The 18,094-nt window shown below is 65.3% G+C and carries 14 protein-coding genes, 1 tRNA gene and 1 pseudogene; 8 read left to right on the top strand and 8 right to left on the bottom strand.

From position 1 onward, the window contains the following. The first annotated feature begins 1 nt into the window (after position 1). Entirely contained in the window at positions 2–562 is a 561-nt protein-coding gene (locus tag B5D62_RS01160) for an inner membrane-spanning protein YciB (protein WP_085932002.1), read from the top strand. A gap of 58 nt (positions 563–620) precedes the next feature. On the opposite strand, the gene greA is transcribed toward B5D62_RS01160, so the two are convergent. The 3 genes from greA to carA all read right to left on the bottom strand — a co-directional run bounded on the left by greA (position 621) and on the right by carA (position 5,752). After that, a complete protein-coding gene (gene greA / locus B5D62_RS01155; RefSeq protein ID WP_085932001.1) occupies positions 621–1,094 on the bottom strand; it encodes a transcription elongation factor GreA in 474 nt (157 codons plus the stop codon). 88 nt (positions 1,095–1,182) lie between these two features. After that, positions 1,183–4,431 carry a carbamoyl-phosphate synthase large subunit gene (carB, locus tag B5D62_RS01150; RefSeq protein ID WP_085932000.1) on the bottom strand — a complete coding sequence of 1,083 codons (3,249 nt, stop codon included), beginning with the start codon at positions 4,429–4,431 and terminating at the stop codon, positions 1,183–1,185. Positions 4,432–4,564: 133 nt separating this feature from the next. Then, positions 4,565–5,752: a glutamine-hydrolyzing carbamoyl-phosphate synthase small subunit gene (carA, locus tag B5D62_RS01145; RefSeq protein WP_085931999.1), complete on the bottom strand. Its 1,188-nt coding sequence runs from the start codon at positions 5,750–5,752 to the stop codon at positions 4,565–4,567. A gap of 211 nt (positions 5,753–5,963) precedes the next feature. Here carA and B5D62_RS01140 point away from each other — a divergent pair, with 211 nt between their 5' ends. Together B5D62_RS01140 and B5D62_RS01135 are read left to right on the top strand one after the other, a co-directional pair. Then, positions 5,964–6,422, top strand: a complete 459-nt coding sequence (locus B5D62_RS01140; RefSeq protein WP_085931998.1) for a GatB/YqeY domain-containing protein — start codon at positions 5,964–5,966, stop codon at positions 6,420–6,422. After that, entirely contained in the window at positions 6,419–7,093 is a 675-nt protein-coding gene (locus B5D62_RS01135; RefSeq protein ID WP_085931997.1) for a phytanoyl-CoA dioxygenase family protein, read from the top strand. The genes B5D62_RS01140 and B5D62_RS01135 overlap by 4 nt, the downstream gene beginning before the upstream one ends. A gap of 230 nt (positions 7,094–7,323) precedes the next feature. Here the strand turns inward: B5D62_RS01135 and B5D62_RS01130 are convergent, their stop codons facing one another. Beyond that, entirely contained in the window at positions 7,324–8,286 is a 963-nt protein-coding gene (locus B5D62_RS01130) for an SDR family NAD(P)-dependent oxidoreductase (protein ID WP_085931996.1), read from the bottom strand. A gap of 163 nt (positions 8,287–8,449) precedes the next feature. Here B5D62_RS01130 and B5D62_RS01125 point away from each other — a divergent pair, with 163 nt between their 5' ends. From B5D62_RS01125 to rpoD, 3 genes are all read left to right on the top strand, one after another. Continuing rightward, a complete protein-coding gene (locus B5D62_RS01125; RefSeq protein ID WP_085931995.1) occupies positions 8,450–9,058 on the top strand; it encodes a TetR/AcrR family transcriptional regulator in 609 nt (202 codons plus the stop codon). A gap of 243 nt (positions 9,059–9,301) precedes the next feature. Next, positions 9,302–11,227 carry a DNA primase gene (dnaG, locus tag B5D62_RS01120; RefSeq protein ID WP_085931994.1) on the top strand — a complete coding sequence of 642 codons (1,926 nt, stop codon included), beginning with the start codon at positions 9,302–9,304 and terminating at the stop codon, positions 11,225–11,227. 169 nt (positions 11,228–11,396) lie between these two features. After that, positions 11,397–13,442 (top strand): RNA polymerase sigma factor RpoD, encoded by a 2,046-nt coding sequence (gene rpoD / locus B5D62_RS01115; protein ID WP_085931993.1) that lies wholly within the window; start codon positions 11,397–11,399, stop codon positions 13,440–13,442. Between the two features lie 91 nt (positions 13,443–13,533). On the opposite strand, the gene B5D62_RS01110 is transcribed toward rpoD, so the two are convergent. Together B5D62_RS01110 and B5D62_RS01105 are read right to left on the bottom strand one after the other, a co-directional pair. Further along, positions 13,534–14,640 (bottom strand): mechanosensitive ion channel family protein, encoded by a 1,107-nt coding sequence (locus B5D62_RS01110; RefSeq protein WP_085931992.1) that lies wholly within the window; start codon positions 14,638–14,640, stop codon positions 13,534–13,536. A gap of 117 nt (positions 14,641–14,757) precedes the next feature. Then, the gene (locus B5D62_RS01105; RefSeq protein ID WP_085931991.1) at positions 14,758–15,861 is read right to left on the bottom strand and encodes an amidohydrolase family protein; all 1,104 of its coding nucleotides are present in this window, start codon (positions 15,859–15,861) and stop codon (positions 14,758–14,760) included. A 152-nt stretch (positions 15,862–16,013) separates the two neighbouring features. On the opposite strand from B5D62_RS01105, the gene B5D62_RS01100 reads away from it, so the two are divergent. Further along, positions 16,014–16,088, top strand: a tRNA-Thr gene (locus B5D62_RS01100). Between the two features lie 484 nt (positions 16,089–16,572). On the opposite strand, the gene B5D62_RS01095 is transcribed toward B5D62_RS01100, so the two are convergent. Then, on the bottom strand, positions 16,573–16,893 hold the full coding sequence (locus tag B5D62_RS01095) for a DUF736 domain-containing protein (protein ID WP_085931990.1): 321 nt from the start codon (positions 16,891–16,893) through the stop codon (positions 16,573–16,575). Positions 16,894–17,283: 390 nt separating this feature from the next. On the opposite strand from B5D62_RS01095, the pseudogene B5D62_RS01090 reads away from it, so the two are divergent. Beyond that, positions 17,284–17,445 (top strand): annotated as a pseudogene (locus B5D62_RS01090) (DUF736 family protein); the annotation flags it as partial. A 111-nt stretch (positions 17,446–17,556) separates the two neighbouring features. On the opposite strand, the gene B5D62_RS01085 reads toward B5D62_RS01090, so the two are convergent. After that, positions 17,557–17,976, bottom strand: coding sequence for a helix-turn-helix domain-containing protein (locus B5D62_RS01085; RefSeq protein WP_231714685.1), 420 nt, complete (start codon positions 17,974–17,976; stop codon positions 17,557–17,559). Between the last annotated feature and the right edge of the window lie 118 nt (positions 17,977–18,094).

Raw genomic sequence — 18,094 nt, 5'->3', positions numbered from 1 at the left:
GATGAGGAATCTCTTCCAGGCAGCCCGCGTCCTGATCGCCGACCTGGCGTCGACGATCCTGTTTCTTGCTCTCTATCTGCTGACCAACAATCTCCTGCTGTCGGTCGCTCTCGGCATGGTGCTGGGCGTGGCGCAGATCGGCTGGCAGCTCCTGAACCGCAAGCCGGTCGAAGCGCTGCAATGGATGAGCGTCTTGCTGGTGATTGGCTCAGGTGGGGCCACGATGCTGACGAACGACCCGCGCTTCATCATGCTGAAGCCGACCGTCATCTACGCCGTGGTCGGGCTGGTGATGCTGAAGCGTGGCTGGATGAACCGATACCTGCCGCCGCGCGCCGCCATCGTCACCGACGTCGCCACGACCTTCGGCTATGCCTGGGCCGGATTGATGTTCGTGTCGGCAGCGCTCAACATCTCGCTGGCCCTGACGATCGATGCCAAGAGCTGGGCGGCCATCATGTCCGCCTGGGGCATCGGCAGCAAGGTTGCGCTGTTCCTGGTCCAGTACGCGGTCATGACGGCGGTCGGCCGCCGGCGCGCGGCAGCGGCCATCGCCTCGTAGGAGAGCGCCACTGCAGTGGCGCAATCATGCGCGCCACCGGTGTGGCGCGCTCCGATGGCTACTTGAAGTCGACGCCCAGCACTTCGTAGGACTTGGCGCCCTTCGGCGTCTGGACTTCGACCGTGTCGCCGACGCTCTTGCCGATCAGCGCCCGGCCGATGGGCGACGTGACCGAGATGCGGCCCTTGGCCAGATCGGCCTCGTAGGGCCCGACGATCTGGTACTTCACCTTCTCGTCCGTATCCTCGTCGGCCAGCCGCACGGTGGCGCCGAACTTGACGACTTTGCCGGTCAGGCTCGAGAAGTCGATCACCTCGGCGCGCGAGATGATGTCCTCGACTTCGGCGATGCGGCCCTCGATGAACCCCTGTTTCTCGCGCGCCGACGTGTACTCGGCATTCTCCGACAGATCGCCGTGCTCGCGCGCCGCCGCGATCGCCTTGATGATGGCCGGACGCTCGACACTCTTGAGCTGCTTCAGTTCTTCCTCGAGAGACTTGAGGCCTCCGGAGGTCATAGGCACTTTTTCCATACGCAGATCGTCCTTAATCAAACGAACGCCGTCAACGCCCAACGACGCACCGCGGTTGCGGCGCGTCCCGAGTGACGCCGAACGGCGGTTAGAACGCGCCTTTGAAGTAGGATTGCAGCGGCGCCACGTCCAAGGCCCCAGCGCTTACCGCGGCGATACCTTCGACCGAAGCCTTGGCGCCAGCGACCGTCGTGTAGTAGGCGATCTTGTGCATCAAGGCGGTGCGACGCAACGTGAAACTGTCGGTCAGCGCCGAGGCACCGTCGACGGTGTTGAAGACGAGCTGCACCTTGCCGTCCTTCATCAGGTCGACGATGTGCGGCCGTCCTTCGAGCACCTTGTTCACCCGTTGGGCTTCGATGCCGTGGCGATGAAGGAAGTCGGCGGTGCCGCCGGTGGCCACGACCTTGAAGCCGAGTTCGATCAGGCGCTTCACGGGCTTCACCATCGCCGGCTTGTCCTGATCGCGCACCGAGACGAACACCATGCCCTCGACCGGCACCTTGGCGCCGCTGCCAAGCTGCGACTTGGCGAAGGCACGGCCGAAATCGGCATCGAGCCCCATCACCTCGCCTGTCGAGCGCATCTCCGGTCCCAGGATCACGTCCACGCCCGGGAAGCGCGCGAAGGGGAACACGGCCTCCTTGACGGCGACATGCTTGCTCTTCGAGGCCTTCTTGATGCCGAGTGACTTGAGCGGCTCCCCGGCCATCAGGCGCGCGGCGTACTTGGCGATCGGCTGGCCTGTCGCCTTGGCGACGAACGGCACGGTACGGCTCGCGCGCGGATTGACTTCGAGCACATAGACGTCGCCGTCCTTCACCGCGTACTGCACGTTCATCAGACCGACGACATGCAATGCCCTGGCCATGGCCTCGGTCTGCCGCTCGATCTCGGCGATGATCTTGGCCGGCAACGAATAAGGCGGCAGCGAGCAGGCCGAATCGCCGGAATGGATCCCGGCCTCCTCGATATGCTCCATGATGCCGGCCACGAACACGTTCTGGTCCTTGTCGGCCAGAGCGTCGACATCGACCTCGATGGCATCGCGCAGATAGGAATCGATCAGCACCGGATTGGCGCCCGAGACCTTGACCGCGTCGCGCATGTAGCGCTCCAGCCCTTCGCGGTCGTAGACGATCTGCATGGCGCGGCCGCCCAGCACGTAGGACGGACGGATCACGACCGGGTAGCCGATCTTCTCGGCCACGGCGATCGCCTGGCTCTGCGACTTGGCCGTGCCGTTGTCGGGCTGGCGCAGCGCGAGGTCCTGGATCAGCTTCTGGAAGCGCTCGCGATCCTCGGCGAGATCGATCGCGTCGGGCGTCGTGCCCAGGATCGGGATGCCGGCGGCTTCCAGCGGCTTGGCGAGCTTGAGTGGCGTCTGGCCGCCGAACTGAACGATCAGTCCCAACAGCTCGCCTTTCGAGCGCTCGACCTCGACCAGCTCGATCACGTCCTCGGCTGTCAGCGGCTCGAAATAGAGGCGGTCGGCGGTGTCGTAGTCGGTCGACACGGTCTCCGGGTTGCAGTTGACCATGATGGTCTCGTACCCGGCCTCGCGCAGCGCGTAGACCGCGTGCACGCAGCAATAGTCGAATTCGATGCCCTGCCCGATGCGGTTGGGACCGCCGCCCAGGATGATGATCTTGCGCCGGTCGGTCGGCCGCGCCTCGCATTCGGCCGGACGGACGCCGTCACCCTCGTAACAGGAATAAAGGTACGGCGTGCGCGACTCGAACTCGGCGGCGCAGGTATCGATGCGCTTGAACACCGGCCGCACGCCCAGCGCGCGCCGACGCTTGGCCACCTCGGCGGCGCTGAGCCGCGTGAGTTCGCCCAGCCGTTCGTCGGAGAAGCCCTTCTTCTTGAGCTCCAGCAGCGTCTTGGCGTCCTTGGGCAGGCCGCTCTTGCGCAGGCCGGCCTCGATCTCGACCAGCTGCGCGATCTGGCGCAGGAACCATGGCTCGTACTTGGAGGCCTGCGCCACTTCCTCGACCGTCAGGCCGTGACGGAAGGCCTGCGCGATCACCAGGATGCGGTCGGGCGTCGGCCGCGACAGAGCGGCGATCAGCGCTCCCTTGTCGGGCGCGCCCTTGATCTCGATCTCGTTGAGGCCAGTGAGGCCCGTCTCCATCGAACGCAGCGCCTTCTGCAGCGATTCCTGGAAGGTGCGGCCGACCGACATCGCCTCGCCCACGCTCTTCATCGAGGTGGTGAGCAGCGGCTCCGCGCCGGGGAACTTCTCGAACGCGAAGCGCGGCATCTTGGTGACGACATAGTCGATCGTCGGCTCGAACGAAGCCGGCGTGCTGCCGGTGATGTCGTTCAGCAGCTCGTCGAGCGTGTAGCCGACGGCCAGTCGCGCCGCGACCTTGGCGATCGGGAAGCCGGTCGCCTTAGAGGCCAGCGCCGAGGAGCGCGACACGCGCGGGTTCATCTCGATCACGACCATGCGGCCGGTGGCCGGGTCGACGGCGAACTGGACGTTCGAGCCGCCGGTATCGACCCCGATCTCGCGCAGGCACGCGATCGAGGCGTTGCGCATGATCTGGTATTCCTTGTCGGTGAGCGTCAGCGCCGGCGCGACCGTCACCGAGTCGCCGGTGTGGATGCCCATCGGATCGATGTTCTCGATCGAGCAGATGATGATGCAGTTGTCGTGGCGGTCGCGCACGACCTCCATCTCGTATTCCTTCCAGCCGAGGACCGATTCCTCGACCAGCACCTCGCCCACCGGCGAGGCATCGAGGCCGCCCTGGACGATCTCGAAATATTCGTCGCGGTTGTAGGCGATGCCGCCGCCGGTGCCACCCAGCGTGAAGGACGGCCGGATGATGGCCGGCAGCCCGACATGCTCGACGGCCTTGGCCGCCTCCTCGCGATTGTGCACGACCTCGCTCTTGGGCGATTCGAGCCCGATCTTGGTCATGGCGTCGCGGAACAGCAGCCGGTCCTCGGCCTTGTCGATCGCCTCGGCATTGGCGCCGATCAACTCGACCTTGAGCTTCTCGAGCCGGCCGTCGCGATGCAGCGCCATCGCCGTGTTGAGCGCGGTCTGGCCGCCCATCGTCGGCAGGATGGCGTCCGGCTTCTCCTTCTCGATGATCTTCGCCACCATGTCGGGCGTGATCGGCTCGATATAGGTCGCATCGGCCAGGCCCGGATCGGTCATGATCGTGGCCGGGTTGGAGTTCACCAGGATGACGCGATAGCCCTCGTCCTTCAGCGCCTTGCAGGCCTGCACGCCCGAATAGTCGAACTCACAGGCCTGGCCGATCACGATCGGCCCGGCGCCGATGACGAGGATGCTCTTTATGTCTGTACGTTTGGGCATGATCTTTATTCGCTGGGGGCGCGCCACTCCAGTGGCGCGATCATGAGCTGTCGAACGGCGCGCATCCAAGTTCGGCGCTCGTAAGACGCGCCACTGGAGTGGCGCGCCCCCAGGAGTGAGGAGATGCCAGCCATCACTTCTTCGCCTTGCTCTCGTCGATCAGCTCGACGAAGCGGTCGAAGAGGTAGTGGCTGTCGGTCGGGCCCGGCGAGGCCTCGGGATGGTACTGCACCGAGAACACCGGCCGGTCGGTGGCGCGGATGCCCTCGTTGGTGCCGTCGAACAGCGAGACGTGCGTCACCTCGACATTCGCCGGCAGCGACTCGGGGATGACGCAGAAGCCGTGGTTCTGCGACGTGATCTCGACCTTGCCGGTGGTCAGGTCCTTGACCGGCTGGTTGGCGCCGCGATGGCCGCGCTCCATCTTGCGCGTCTTGCCGCCCAGCGACAGCGCCAGCAGCTGGTGGCCGAGGCAGATGCCGAAGATCGGCACCTTCTTGTCCATCACGCCCTGGATGGCCGGCACGGCATAGACGCCGGTCGCCGCCGGGTCGCCGGGGCCGTTGGACAGGAACACGCCATCGGGCTTGTGGCGGAGGATGTCTTCGGCCGTGGCCGTGGCCGGCACCACCGTCACCTTGCAGCCGGTGGCGGCGAGGCAGCGCAGGATGTTGCGCTTGGCGCCGTAATCGACGGCAACGACATGATACTTGGCCTTGTCGAGCTTGCCGTAGCCCTTGCCGAGCGTCCAGGTGCTCTCGTCCCAGCCGTAGTTCTGCTTGGTCGTGACCTCGATCGCCAGGTCCATGCCCTCGAGACCGGGCCAGTCGGTCGCGATCTTGACCAGCTTGGGAATGTCGAACTTGCCGTCCGGCGCATGGACCACGACGCCATTGGGCGCGCCGCCGTCGCGAACACGACGCGTGATCTCGCGCGTGTCGACGCCGCATACGCCCGGCAGGTCGTGGCTCTTCAGCCAGTCGTCGAGCGGCTTGGCGGCGCGCCAGTTGGCCGGCTCCGTGATATCGCCCCGCAGAACCACCCCGCGGGCGGCAGGATTGATGCTCTCGATGTCTTCGAGATTGGTGCCGACATTCCCGATGTGCGGGAAGGTGAAGGTGATGATCTGTCCCGCGTAGGACGGATCGGTGATGATCTCCTGGTAGCCGGTCATCGAGGTGTTGAAGCAGACCTCGCCGACGGCGTGGCGCGCTGCGCCGACGCCCTTGCCCCAGAAGACCGCACCATCGGCCAGGACCAGGGCGGCCGTGGCCCAACGCGGCGCGGCGTCATTCGCGCCGGCGGTCTTGGGTGAGGTCATGATGATTTATTTCCGTTCGTGCGGCCCGGTTGGCCTCGCCCCTGCCATTAGGGGAGGCGGCCTGCGAACCGGGCGGGTTGTAACGAAGTGGTCGCACAGGGTCAAGGCCGGGCAGCGCCTCGAATTGTCAGCTTTTTCAATAACTTATTTGCTTTGCCAACAGCCGGCGAGACGATTAGTTTCCGCAGCTTCAGCCAATGGGGCAAGTTTCATGCTGCGCGACAAGTTGAACGAGGCGCTGAAGGATGCCATGCGGGCCCGCGACATGGGCGCCGTCGGCACCATCCGCCTGATCCTGGCCAAGCTCAAGGAAGTCGACATCGCCTCGCGCACCGAGGCCAATCGCGAAGGCGTGGCCGACGACAAGATCCTGTCCATGCTACAAGGCATGATCAAGCAGCGCCGCGAATCGATCACCCTCTACGAGCAGGGCAATCGCGCCGATCTGGCCGACAAGGAAAAGGCCGAGATCGTCGTGATCGAGCGCTTCCTGCCCCAGCAGATGGACGAGACGGCGGTCGAGGCCGCCGTCAAGGAAGCGATCGCCGCCGCCGGCGCGACCTCGATCAAGGACATGGGCGGCGTGATGGCGGCCCTGAAGGGCAAATACGCCGGCCAGATGGACTTCGCCAAGGCCTCCGCCGTGGTGAAGAAGGCGCTGGCGGGGTGAATCTCGCCGAACCGTCGGTCGTCGAGCATGGCGCGGAGCGTCATGCCGGTGCGGCGGTCGCGATCCTCGCCGAACTGCAAGCGATCCTCGCAACGGTGCCGATCGACAACGCTGGCGTGCGGCTGCGGGGCCTACCTGGCCTGAAGACCTTGCTGGATGTCGACGGCCCGATTGGCACACTTGCCGGTCCAAATCTTGGACCGGCGGCGAAACCTGTGCGCGCATTGCTGTTCGACAAATCAGCAAAGAACAACTGGTCCCTGTCGTGGCACCAGGATCGCACGATCGCCGTAGTCGAACGGCGCGACACGGAGGGGTTTGGCCCTTGGACGATCAAGGCCGGCATGCCTCATGTCGAGCCACCCGCCGCTCTACAGGCGGCGATGATCACTTTGCGCGTGCATCTTGATCCGGTAGACGAGAACAACGCGCCTTTGCTGGTGGCGCCGGGCTCGCATCGCATGGGCCGGATCCCGCAAGCCGATATCCCCTTGGTCGTCCGGCACCGGGGGATACTGACCTGTCCAGCAGAGGCAGGCGACGTCTGGATTTACTCGACACCAATTCTGCATGCCTCCGAAGCTGCGGCGTGCCCCCGCCGCAGGAGGGTTCTTCAGATCGATTATGCAGCGACAGATCTGCCCGGTGGCCTGCAATGGCTCGGCATATGATTGGGATCTGAGATCACGAGCTTCGCGGCAGGCAGATCCGGGGTCGGAAAGCCGGGGCATTTCGAGATTTGCTTCGCGATGGCCGGGCCGTTTCAGAGAGCCATAGCGTCACCAAAGCCGATCCCGTTTTTGTCCTCATAAGGCGAGCCGGAGGCTCGCGGTCCGGCAAGATGGTCTTCCGGGACCGCGGGCCTCCAGGCCCGCTCAGGCAGGTGTCGGGACCGGGATGGTCAGAACCGCTCGCCCACCATCTCCTCGCTCTTGGCCCACAGCGCCTTGGCGCGCTCGGGATCGAGGGCGTAGGTGCGGACGCCGTCGCGGATCTCGCTGCCTTCGGTGAAGTCGGCGACATGGCAGTCCTCGCAGTAGCGGCCGCCGACTTCGTCGGCCTTCGCCACCACGCCGGCCCAGACCGAGGTCGCCGCCCCCTGGGGAATGCTCTTGTAACTGAAGGGCGGCAGCCCCTTTGCCGCGTTGGCGGCATTGACCTGATTGATCATCTGCTGCAGGGCGTCCGGGGCCATGTGGCGGGCCAGCTCGGTACGGATGCCGCCCGGATGCACCGCCGTGGCGCGGATGCCTCGCTCCTTGTGACGACGATCGAACTCGACCGCGAACAGGATGTTGGCGGTCTTGGAACGACCATAGGCACCGAACTCGGTGTAGGGCGTGCGCTCGAAATTGGGGTCGTCGAGATCGACATCCGAGAAGCGATGTCCGGCGGATGAAAGGTTCACCAGTCGTGCGCCGGGTTTCAGCAGCGAGGCGATGCGGTTCACGAACACGAAGTGGCCAAGGTGATTGGTGCCGAACTGGGTCTCGAAGCCGTCGGCCGTGAAACTCTTCGGGCACGCCATCACCCCGGCATTGGCAATGACAAGATCGAACGGCTTGCCGGCCGCCACCAGCCCGTCGGCGCAGCGCCGCACGCTGCCGAGCGAGGCGAGATCGAGTTCCACCAGTTCGAGACCGCCACCCTTTGCCGCCTGTTCCCGGGCCTGCACTGTCGCGATCTTTGCCTTGTCAAGATTGCGCGCCGCGCCGACCACGGTCGCCCCATGGGCCGCCAAGGCACGCGCCGTCTCCACGCCCAGCCCGGCCGACACGCCGGTCACCAGGACGCGCTTTCCACTCAGGTCGATGCCCTTCAGGACCTCGTCCGTTGTCGATGTGGCTCCAAAACTCTTCGCCATGATTGTCGCTCTCTCTGGGGTTCGTTCTCGACCAGGAATGGTCCACTCTCCCTTCCCGCGAGGCCGCCATGTCGATTTGCCAACACAGAGACCGATACAGAACCGGAGGGATCCTCCGATACACATGTGGAGGACTCCTCCGTTTATCAAGGGGCGTCGGCGCATGACTGCCGGATCAGGGCCGGCCAAAACTGAGGCCCGCAAACCGCGAGCGGACGCGCAGCGCAATCGCGACCGGTTGCTGGAGGCGGCGAAGGCCGCCTTCGCGGACCTGGGACCCGAGGTCAGTCTGGAAGAGATCGCTCGCCGCGCCGGGGTCGGGATCGGCACGCTCTACCGTCACTTCCCCACCCGCGACGCGATCGTCGCCGCCGTGTACCGGCATGAGGTCGAGCAACTGGCCGGCGCGGCGACGCACCTCCTCGAGACGCTGCCGCCCGGCGAGGCGCTTCACCAATGGATGCGGTTGTTCGTCGACTATGTCGCCACGAAGAAGGTGATGGCGGCGGCCCTCAGCGCCATCGTCGACGGCCCGACCAGGCTCTACGCCTCGTCCGGGCCGCGCATCACCGAAGCGATGGATCTGCTGGTGGGGCGCGCCAAGGCGTCCGGCGAGATCCGGGCCGACACCGACGCCAACGATCTCCTGCGCGCTCTGGTGGGCTTCGCTTATGCCAACCTCAGCCCAAGTGCCAGTCCCGATCCCGGCTGGCGGGACAGTGCCCTGCGCCTGATCGACGTGCTGATGGCCGGTCTGAAATCGACCCGCTAGTGGCCGTGGCGCTGGCGACCGGAATCGTGTCCAAGGGTCGCGATGGATTATGGTCGGTCCTCATGCGTGATTGCGATAGGCAGTTACGAAAGGTGACGGTTAAATTTCCGTTTCTTTAACGGAGACCGGGCCATTCGGAGTTGATCGAGTGCATGCGGGCGGAGGGACGTGGATCGATCCCACGGCAGTTCAATCCCCGCAATCCTCTCTGGTGCACCGGAGACAGGGTCGGCATTTTAGGACATGGCCTTCCCTCCCGGCTTCCTCGACGAGCTTCGCGCCAGGCTCAGCCTGTCCGACATTGTCGGACGCAAGGTCGCGCTCAAGCGTCGGTCGGGCTCGGAATATGCCGGCCTCTGCCCGTTCCACAACGAGAAGACGCCGTCCTTCACGGTGAACGACAAGAAGGGCTTCTTTCACTGCTTCGGCTGCGGCGAACACGGCGATGCGGTGGGCTTCGTCATGAAGACCGAGGGCCTCACCTTCCCCGAATCCGTGGAGAAGCTCGCCCGCGAAGTCGGCCTGCCGGTGCCGCGCGCCACCCCGATGGAGCGCGAACGCGCCGAGCGGGTCTCGACCCTGCAGCAGGTGGTCGAGGAAGCGGCCCGCTGGTTCCAGAAGCAGCTGCGGCTGCCGGTGGGCCGGCAGGGCCTCGACTATCTGCGCGGGCGCGGGCTCGAAGACGCGACGATCGACGATTTTCGTCTGGGCTTTGCGCCCGACTCGCGTGACGGCCTGTTGTCGGCCCTGAAGCGCGAGGGCGTGCCGCTCGACAAGATCGTCGAGGCCGGTCTTGCCATCCAGCCGGAGGATAATCGCCGCGACGCCTACGATCGCTTCCGGGGCCGGGTGATGTTCACCATCAACGACCGCCGCGGACGCGCCATCGCCTTCGGGGGACGCGTGATCGGCATGGGCGAGCCCAAGTATCTGAATTCGCCGGAGACACCCCTCTTCCACAAGGGCGCCAATCTCTACTGCCTGGACCGCGCCCGTGTTGCCGCCACCAAGGATCAGCCGGTCATCGTCGCCGAAGGCTACATGGATGTGATCGCGCTGCATGTCGCGGGCTTCACCGGTGCCGTGGCCCCGTTGGGCACGGCGCTGACCGAGGGTCAGCTGGGCGAGCTGTGGAAGCTGGCCGACGAGCCCTTCCTGTGCTTCGACGGCGACAATGCCGGCCGTCGCGCCGCCCAGCGCGCCGCGCTCCGCGCCCTGCCCTTGCTGCGTCCCGGCAAGAGCCTGCGCTTCGTCGCGCTGCCTGCCGCGGAGGACCCGGACAGCTTGATCCGCAGTCACGGCCGGGAGGCGATCCGCCGGGTGCTGGAACTGGCTCGGCCCCTGGTCGACCTGGTCTGGGACCTGGAGATGGAGGGCCAGCCGGGAGACACGCCCGAGCGTCGCGCCAGCATCCAGGCCGCCCTGGACAAACGGGTCGCCGAGATCGCCGACCCCGTGGTGCGGGCCCACTATCAGAGCGAGATCCGCTCCCGGCTCGGCCGCGCCTGGCGTACCGAACGTCCAGCCTGGCAGCCGGGCAAACGCACCGGTGCGGGCTCCAAAGCCGGTGGCGGGCGGCCTTTTCGTGGTCCCGGTGCGGCAATGGAGGTGCCGGTCTCGGCCGGGACCGAGGCGCGCCAGGCCTCGCTCGATCTGGATGGCTATTCGCGGCAGATCCGCATGCTCCTCGGTGCCCTGATCGAGCGGCCGGCCATGCTCCATGTGCTGAACGAGGAGGTCTCCGTGCTGCCGACGGACAAGTATCCGGAACTGGCGCGCCTGCAGCGTGGCCTGCTGGATGCCCTTTCGCTGATGCCGTCCGGTCTCGATCCGGCCGCCGACGATGCCGCAGCCGATAGCGTCCCCCTTGAAGTACAGCTGATTACAGACCACCTGCAGCGCAACGGTCTGGGCCGGTTGGCCGAGACGGCCCGCCTCAAGGCACGCGAAATCTTTCGGACCGATCCCAGCGACAGCGAGGCCTGGATGGCCCAATGGCGCCGGACGGCCGAGCACGTCATGAGGCGGCTGTCGAACATGGCCGAGATCGAGCAGCTCAAGGCAGAATTCTGTCGGGATCCGAGCGAAGAGAATGCAGAGCGCCTGAAAGCTGCCGTGGGCCGGATGGGTCGCGAGACCCTCCAGGAGGCCCACGAGGGAAGCCGATAAATGACCGGTCTGCGCAATTTTGGAGCCGTAGCCCCTATCGCTGCTTGAAGTTATATCCCATATAGTAGAAGGGATGCTGCACGGGTCGCCGCCCGTTCCCCCTACTGCCACCGAATTTCCGGCCTCCTCCGGCCGTTAACTGTGTTTGTCGCATTGCCAAGGAAAAGAAATGGCGACTAAGACCGCAACCGTAGCCCAACCCGAACCCACCGAAGCACGCGAAGAAGGGCCCGACGCCCCGCTGCTCGATTCCCTTGGTGCCGAGCTCAAGAAGCTCGTCCAGAAGGGCAAGGAGCGCGGCTACGTCACCTACGACGAGCTGAACGCCGCGCTGCCGCCGGACGAAGTATCCTCCGAGCAGATCGAGGATACGATGGCCATGCTCTCGGAAGCGGGGGTGAATGTCGTCGAGGCCGAGGAGCAGGAAGAGACTCCGGCCGCCGGCGCCGAACCGGCCAAGACCGCAGTCGTCGCCGCGGAGGCGACCGGCGAGGACGAGGAACTCGGCCGCACCGACGATCCCGTGCGCATGTACCTGCGCGAGATGGGCAGCGTTGAGCTGCTCAGCCGCGAGGGCGAAATCGAGATCGCCAAGCGCATCGAGGCCGGCCAGGACAAGATGATCGGCGGCATCTGCGAGAGCCCGATGACGATCAGCGCGCTCATGACCTGGCGCGACGCGATCAACGAAGGCCGCATGCTGCTGCGCGACGTGATCGACCTCGAAGCCACCCAGGGCGGCGTCCCCGGCGAGGCCAAGGCCGCGGGCGGCGAAGGCGGCGCCCCTGCACCGGTGCCAGCCATGCCGGCCATGCCGCGTCCGCCGATCATCAAGGCCGTGGCGCCCCGCCCTGCCCCGGCGCCGCAGCCCAACGGCGCCAATGGTGAAGTCGGCGCCGAAGGCGTCGTCAGCAGCGAGGGTGGCGAGGAGGACGACGAAAACGCGCTCTCGCTGTCCGCTCTCGAAGAGAAGCTGAAGCCCGAAGTGCTGCGCACGCTGACCAAGATCTCGAAGGTCTATGTCGAGATGTCGAAGGTGCAGAACCGGCGCCTGTCGACGCTCAGCCGCGGCCAGAAGCCCAGCGCCGAGTTCGAGAAGAGCTACGAGAAGCACCGCAAGAAGATCGTCGAGCTGGTGCGCACGGTGCATATCAACGCCAACCGCATCGAGCAGCTCAAGCTCACGCTCTACGACCTGAACCGCAAGCTGATGCTGCAGGAAGGCAAGCTGCTGCGGCTGGCCGAGAGCTTCCGCATCCAGCGTCAGGACTTCCTCGACAACTACCTGACCCACGAGCTCGATCCCAACTGGGTCGAGAAGGTCGGCAAGCTGTCCGGCCGTGGCTGGAAGGACTTCGCCAAGAAGAAGGGCGAGGACATCGAGAAGATCCGCGAGGAGATCAAGCTGATCTCGGATCAGGCCGGTGCGCCGATCTTCGAATATCGCCGCATGGTCAAGACCGTGCAGGACGGCGAGCGCGAGATGATGCGCGCCAAGAAGGAGATGATCGAGGCCAACCTGCGCCTCGTGATCTCGATCGCCAAGAAGTACACCAACCGCGGCCTGCAGTTCCTGGATCTGATCCAGGAGGGCAACATCGGCCTGATGAAGGCGGTCGACAAGTTCGAGTATCGTCGCGGCTACAAGTTCTCGACCTACGCGACGTGGTGGATCCGGCAGGCCATCACGCGCTCGATCGCCGACCAGGCACGCACCATCCGTATCCCGGTGCACATGATCGAGACGATCAACAAGCTGGTCCGCACCAGCCGCCAGATGCTGCACGAGATCGGCCGCGAGCCGCAGCCCGAGGAGCTGGCCGAGAAGCTCGGCATGCCGCTCGAGAAGGTGCGCAAGGTGCTGAAGATCGCCAAGGAGCCGATCAGCCTCGAGACCCCGATCGGCGACGAGGAGGACAGCCACCTCGGCGACTTCATCGAGGACAAGAACGCGGTCATTCCGCTCGAGGCGGCCATCCAGGGCAATCTGCGCGAGAGCACGACCCGCGTGCTGGCCACCCTCACCCCGCGCGAGGAGCGCGTGCTGCGCATGCGCTTCGGCATCGGCATGAACACCGACCACACGCTGGAAGAGGTCGGGCAGCAGTTCTCGGTCACCCGCGAGCGTATCCGCCAGATCGAGGCCAAGGCGCTGCGCAAGCTCAAGCATCCCAGCCGCTCGCGCATGCTGCGCAGCTTCCTGGATCAGGGCTGATCGAGACCCACCAGACGCAACAAAGCCGGGGCTTCCTCCCCGGCTTTTTCTTTGCCCCTGAAGACGAATCCGCGCCGGCTCCCGGGAGCTGTCAGCCGGCCTGCCGTGCGGTACGCCGTTGTGCCAGATCGACCAGTTCGGCGCGCTGCTTGGGCAGGGCCTCCGGATATTCCTGCTGCAGATACACGATCAGCTTCTCCCGCACCTCGCAGCGCAGGTCCCAGGCATCGGATGACGTCCGGGCGCTCGCCAGCGCCCGCAGCTGGATGGCGCGCTCGTTGCTGTCTACCACCTGCAGGTTGACCACCTGCCCGTCCCACAGCTTGCTCTCGCGCGCGATCTGCTCGAGCCTGGTCCGGATCGGCGCGACGGGCACGGTGTAGTCGACCCAGATGAGCACGCTGCCGATCAGGTCGGTGGTCTGACGGGTCCAGTTCTGGAACGGCCTCTCCAGGAAGTACGAAAGCGGCACGACCAAGCGCCGCCAGTCCCAGATCTTGATCACGACATAGGTGCTCGTGATCTCCTCGACCCAGCCCCACTCGTTCTCGACGATGACGGCGTCGCCGATGCGGATCGGCTGAGTGACGGCGAGCTGGATGCCGGCGAAGAGATTGGTGAGCAGCGGACGGATCGCGAGACCGACGACGATGCCGGCCGCGCCCGCCGAAGCGATCAGGCTGACGCCGTACTGCTTGACCGAATTGAACGTCATCAGTGCCGCCGCCACGGTGATGATGATCACCAGCGTGACCGTGACCCGCCGCAGGACGCGGACCTGCGTCACATGCTTGCGCGCCAGGGCATTGGACTGCTCGTTGATGGTGGACCGGGCCAGGTAGACATCGGTGGCCAGCATCAGCGCGGTGATCGAGGCCCAGCCGACCAATCCGATGAAGGCCACGAACAGCCAGTGGGCGACAATGTTCGTCGCTTCCTTGCCCAATGGCACCACCGGCAGGACCGTCGCCATCGCCACCAGGACGAGAGCGACGCGCGAAAGGTCCCGCGTGGAGGACAGCAGCGTCTGCAGGAAGACGAAGCGCGGCGGAACGAGCCGATGCGCGAGCCGCACCACGGCGCCGTGCACCAGCAGCGCCAGCGCCGCCGCGAGGACAAACGCCGCCGCGGTGATCAGCCAGTCCGGCAGCCAGCCCGCCAGCCGGCCGATTTCAGTGAAGAGATCCTGGAGGGGCATCGCAATAGCTACGCCCGCCCCTGCCACCGGTTGCGGCCTTCACGAAAGCGTCGCGATTGCCGACGGCCAACCCCGTACGGCCCGGATGTCGGCCGTACGGCGCGCTTCCGACAGCGGCTATGCGGCGAGCTTGTAGAGCTCGACCACGTTGTCGCGCAGGATGCGCTTCTTGAGGTCCGGCGTGAGATCGCGCGTCTGTTGCTCCAGCACGTCCTGGCTCCATGGCCAGGTCGAATCGCTGTGCGGGAAGTCGTTGGCCCACATCAGCTGCTGCGGCCCCAGCCGGTCGGCGAACTGGAATGCCGTCCAGTCGTCCTGGAAGGTGAGCGAAATGTGGTCGCGGAAGTATTCGGATGGCAGCCGCGCCAGCTCCTGCCCCTTCATCCAGTAACGATGGCGCTTGTAGGCGTGGTCCATGCGATACATGAAGTGCGGCGCCCAGCCTGCATCGGCCTCGACGCACACCACGCGCAGCTTGGGATGGCGCTCGAACACGCCGGAGAAGACCAGCATGCCCATGATGTCCTGGCAGCCCCGGATGATGCTGAGGAAGCCGTTGATCTTCGGTCCGCGCGGCCTGGAGAGCGTATTGTCGCCGCTGGTGGTGAGGATGTGCCAGGACAGCGGCAGGTCCAGCGCGACCGCAGCCTCCCAGAACGGATCGTAGGCCGGATCGTCGTAATCCTTCTCGCCCGGATTGCCCGGCATCATCACGCCGCGGAAGCCCATCGCCTTGATTCGCTCGAGATCCTCGATGCCTTCCTTGACGGTGCGCAACGCGGTCTGGCCGAGCCCGATCAGGCGATCGGGGGCATGGCTGCAATAGCCCTGGAGCCAGCGGTTGTAGGCATCGAAGCAGGCCTTCTTGTAGTCGAAGTCGGGATGATTGCAGATCAGCATGCCGACCGTGGGATAGATGACCTCGGCGGCGACACCATCGCGATCCTGATCCGCTAGGCGGCCGCCGGGATCCCAGCCGCTGCGATGCAGGTCCTCGAATTTGGCGCCCCCCATGCGAATGTCCTTCGGCGCTACCCCGGCCGCCGCGATCAAGCCCAGCGGCACCGGCGTCTTCATGCCGTCGACGACGAAGGTGTCGCCCAGCCCCTCCTTGTGGATCAGTCGGGGCGCCCGCTCCCGCCAAGCGGGATCGATATGGTCGACATAGCAGTTGGGCGGCTCGGTGATGTGCGAGTCCGCCGAAATCGGACGCCAATCCATGGGTTTCCTCCTGCTTTTGTCGGAAATCGTAGGACTCGGGCGCCCGGATCGGCAAGTCGGCGCGGATCGCCTGTTTCGGCGGGCGGCAGCGTGGTTGAACCGGCCGGCCCCCTATGGCATATCCGCGCCGCGCTCGGGCCCGTCCCGCCGGAGCTGCCGTAGCTCAGTGGTAGAGCACTCCCTTGGTAAGGGAGAGGTCGACAGTTCAATCCTGTCCGGCAGCACCAGTCCGACCGCGAAAAAGGCCCGATTTCATTGAGTTTGAAATCGGGCCTTTTATCCCCACCATGAACATCCGTGGTCCGAAATGGACCAAGATGTTGTGAGATGGACGGAGATGCGTGGGGAAACGTGGGGAGACGTTCACGCGATGTTCGATGCATGTGGCGACGAAAGGGACATCGTGCTGAACACTTCGCAGTGCTGCTCTTGCAAAGCTTTGTGATCCGTCGCGCTGCATGAATGGTCTTTCCTAGCCGCGCAGCCACGTAGCCGTTCGGCGCGCGAGGTTTGTCACCCGCCAAAGCCGGCCTTCCCCGACCTTCGCGCAGTTCTGCGATGTTGATCGCAACTTTGAACGGCCGTCGTTTTCCTCTGACGTCGCTTGATGGCTGAGCAATTTTGCCGATGCGTCAGGCTCTTGCTGCGTGTGACAGCGAACATGCGAGAGGTCCCGCCCGGATTGCCCGGGCGGGACCTTCGGAGCTGGACCTACTCGCCGCTCGGGCGGCGGCGCGACCAGATCAAAGAGTAGCCCTCGCCGGACTCGTCGTCGAACAGGTTGGCGAAGATCGGGCTGGCGAAGCTTGGATCGTCGAGCTTGACCGAGAGGTAGTCGCGGCCTTCGTTCGACCGCTTGGGCCAGGCGGCGCCGATCTCGGCCCGCCGGACATAGACGCGATGGCTGGGCGCCTTGTCGCTGGACCTGTTGGCCTCCGGGACAATGCGGACACCCTTGGTCTGAACGCTCAGCGTGACGATCTCGCCCTGGTACTCGTCATTGACCTTCTTGAAGGAACCGATGTTGGCCATGTCGCTTCTCCTTGCTGTTCGGGCCCGCGACCATCGCGGCCTCGATGGCGATCTGCAGGCCGGAGACGATCGCCGACGCACCCGCTTGCGGGCCGGAGCGCAGCGGAGGATGCCCTCGGGGAGACTTTCTTGCCTCGCGAGGAATGGGCGAAGCCCAGGGGAAGAAAGTCGAGGCGAGGGCGTTGCGGCTCAGGCGATCGAGGCGCAGCCGGTCTACGGCCAGATTCGCCATAACGAGGCCCCGCGTGTCGCGTGCTGAACAACATGGTGAGGAAAAGACGTGGCCAATCTCGGGTCATTCACAAGAGGTCGGCGACCGAAGGGCGATGAGAAAGATGGCTGAGCGTAGATAAGGGCCGGTTGTCCGAAAGCCCGCCAGTCGAGCGACAAGCGCCCAGCCATCGCGTCTATGTCCGGCGGGCCGAGATCGGCGCCGCCTGGCCCAAGCGGTCCAACGAAGGCCGCGACCACCTCTCGGTCAAGCTCGACGATCCAAACTTCGCCAGCCCGATCTTCGCCAAGCTCCTCGACGATGAATTGGGCGAGCGTTAGCTCGGTCAGCCCCTCATCTGGTCGCGCCGCCGCCCGAGCGGCGAGTAGGTCCGGCTCCGAAGGCGCGGCAGTGCGACTGGCGCACCTTGGCGAACTGGATGAGCGCTTCCTTCAACGACGGCGTTTCTGCCTGCCCAACACCTCGGCATGGCTGGCAGCCCCGACAGCCTTGATCGTCTCGTAGATACGTTTGCGGACCCTGCCTTCGCGAATCTTGTAGTAGGCGCGCACAAGCTCGAGCGTCTCGCGCTTGATCAGCGGATCCTTGTCTTGCTTGAACGGCGTGCCGGCTTCGCCGAAGCCATCCTTGCGACCACGGCCGGACATCGGGCGGCCAGCCAGTGCGGTCGACGGCATTTCGTCGAAGAAATACGACACCGGCACGTCGAGCACCTTGGCGAATTCGTACAGGCGACTCGAGCCCATACGATTGGAGCCGCGCTCGTATTTCTGCACTTGCTGGAACGTCAGCCCGACAGAATTTCCAAGCACAGTCTGGCTCATCCCAAGCAGCGCCCGACGCTGGCGCATCCGCAGACCAACATGCACGTCGACCGGGTGTGATCTCGCCATCTTTCTCCCCCCACCTCACGGACACTTATGGCTTCCAGGGCACGACCCGTGCAATCGCCAAGTTGGCCAGCTTGCT

This window comes from Enhydrobacter aerosaccus (assembly GCF_900167455.1).
Classification (GTDB): domain Bacteria; phylum Pseudomonadota; class Alphaproteobacteria; order Reyranellales; family Reyranellaceae; genus Reyranella; species Reyranella aerosaccus.
The sequence above is the reverse complement of the archived record's forward strand: the minus strand, read 5'-3'. Positions and strand labels throughout refer to the sequence as shown.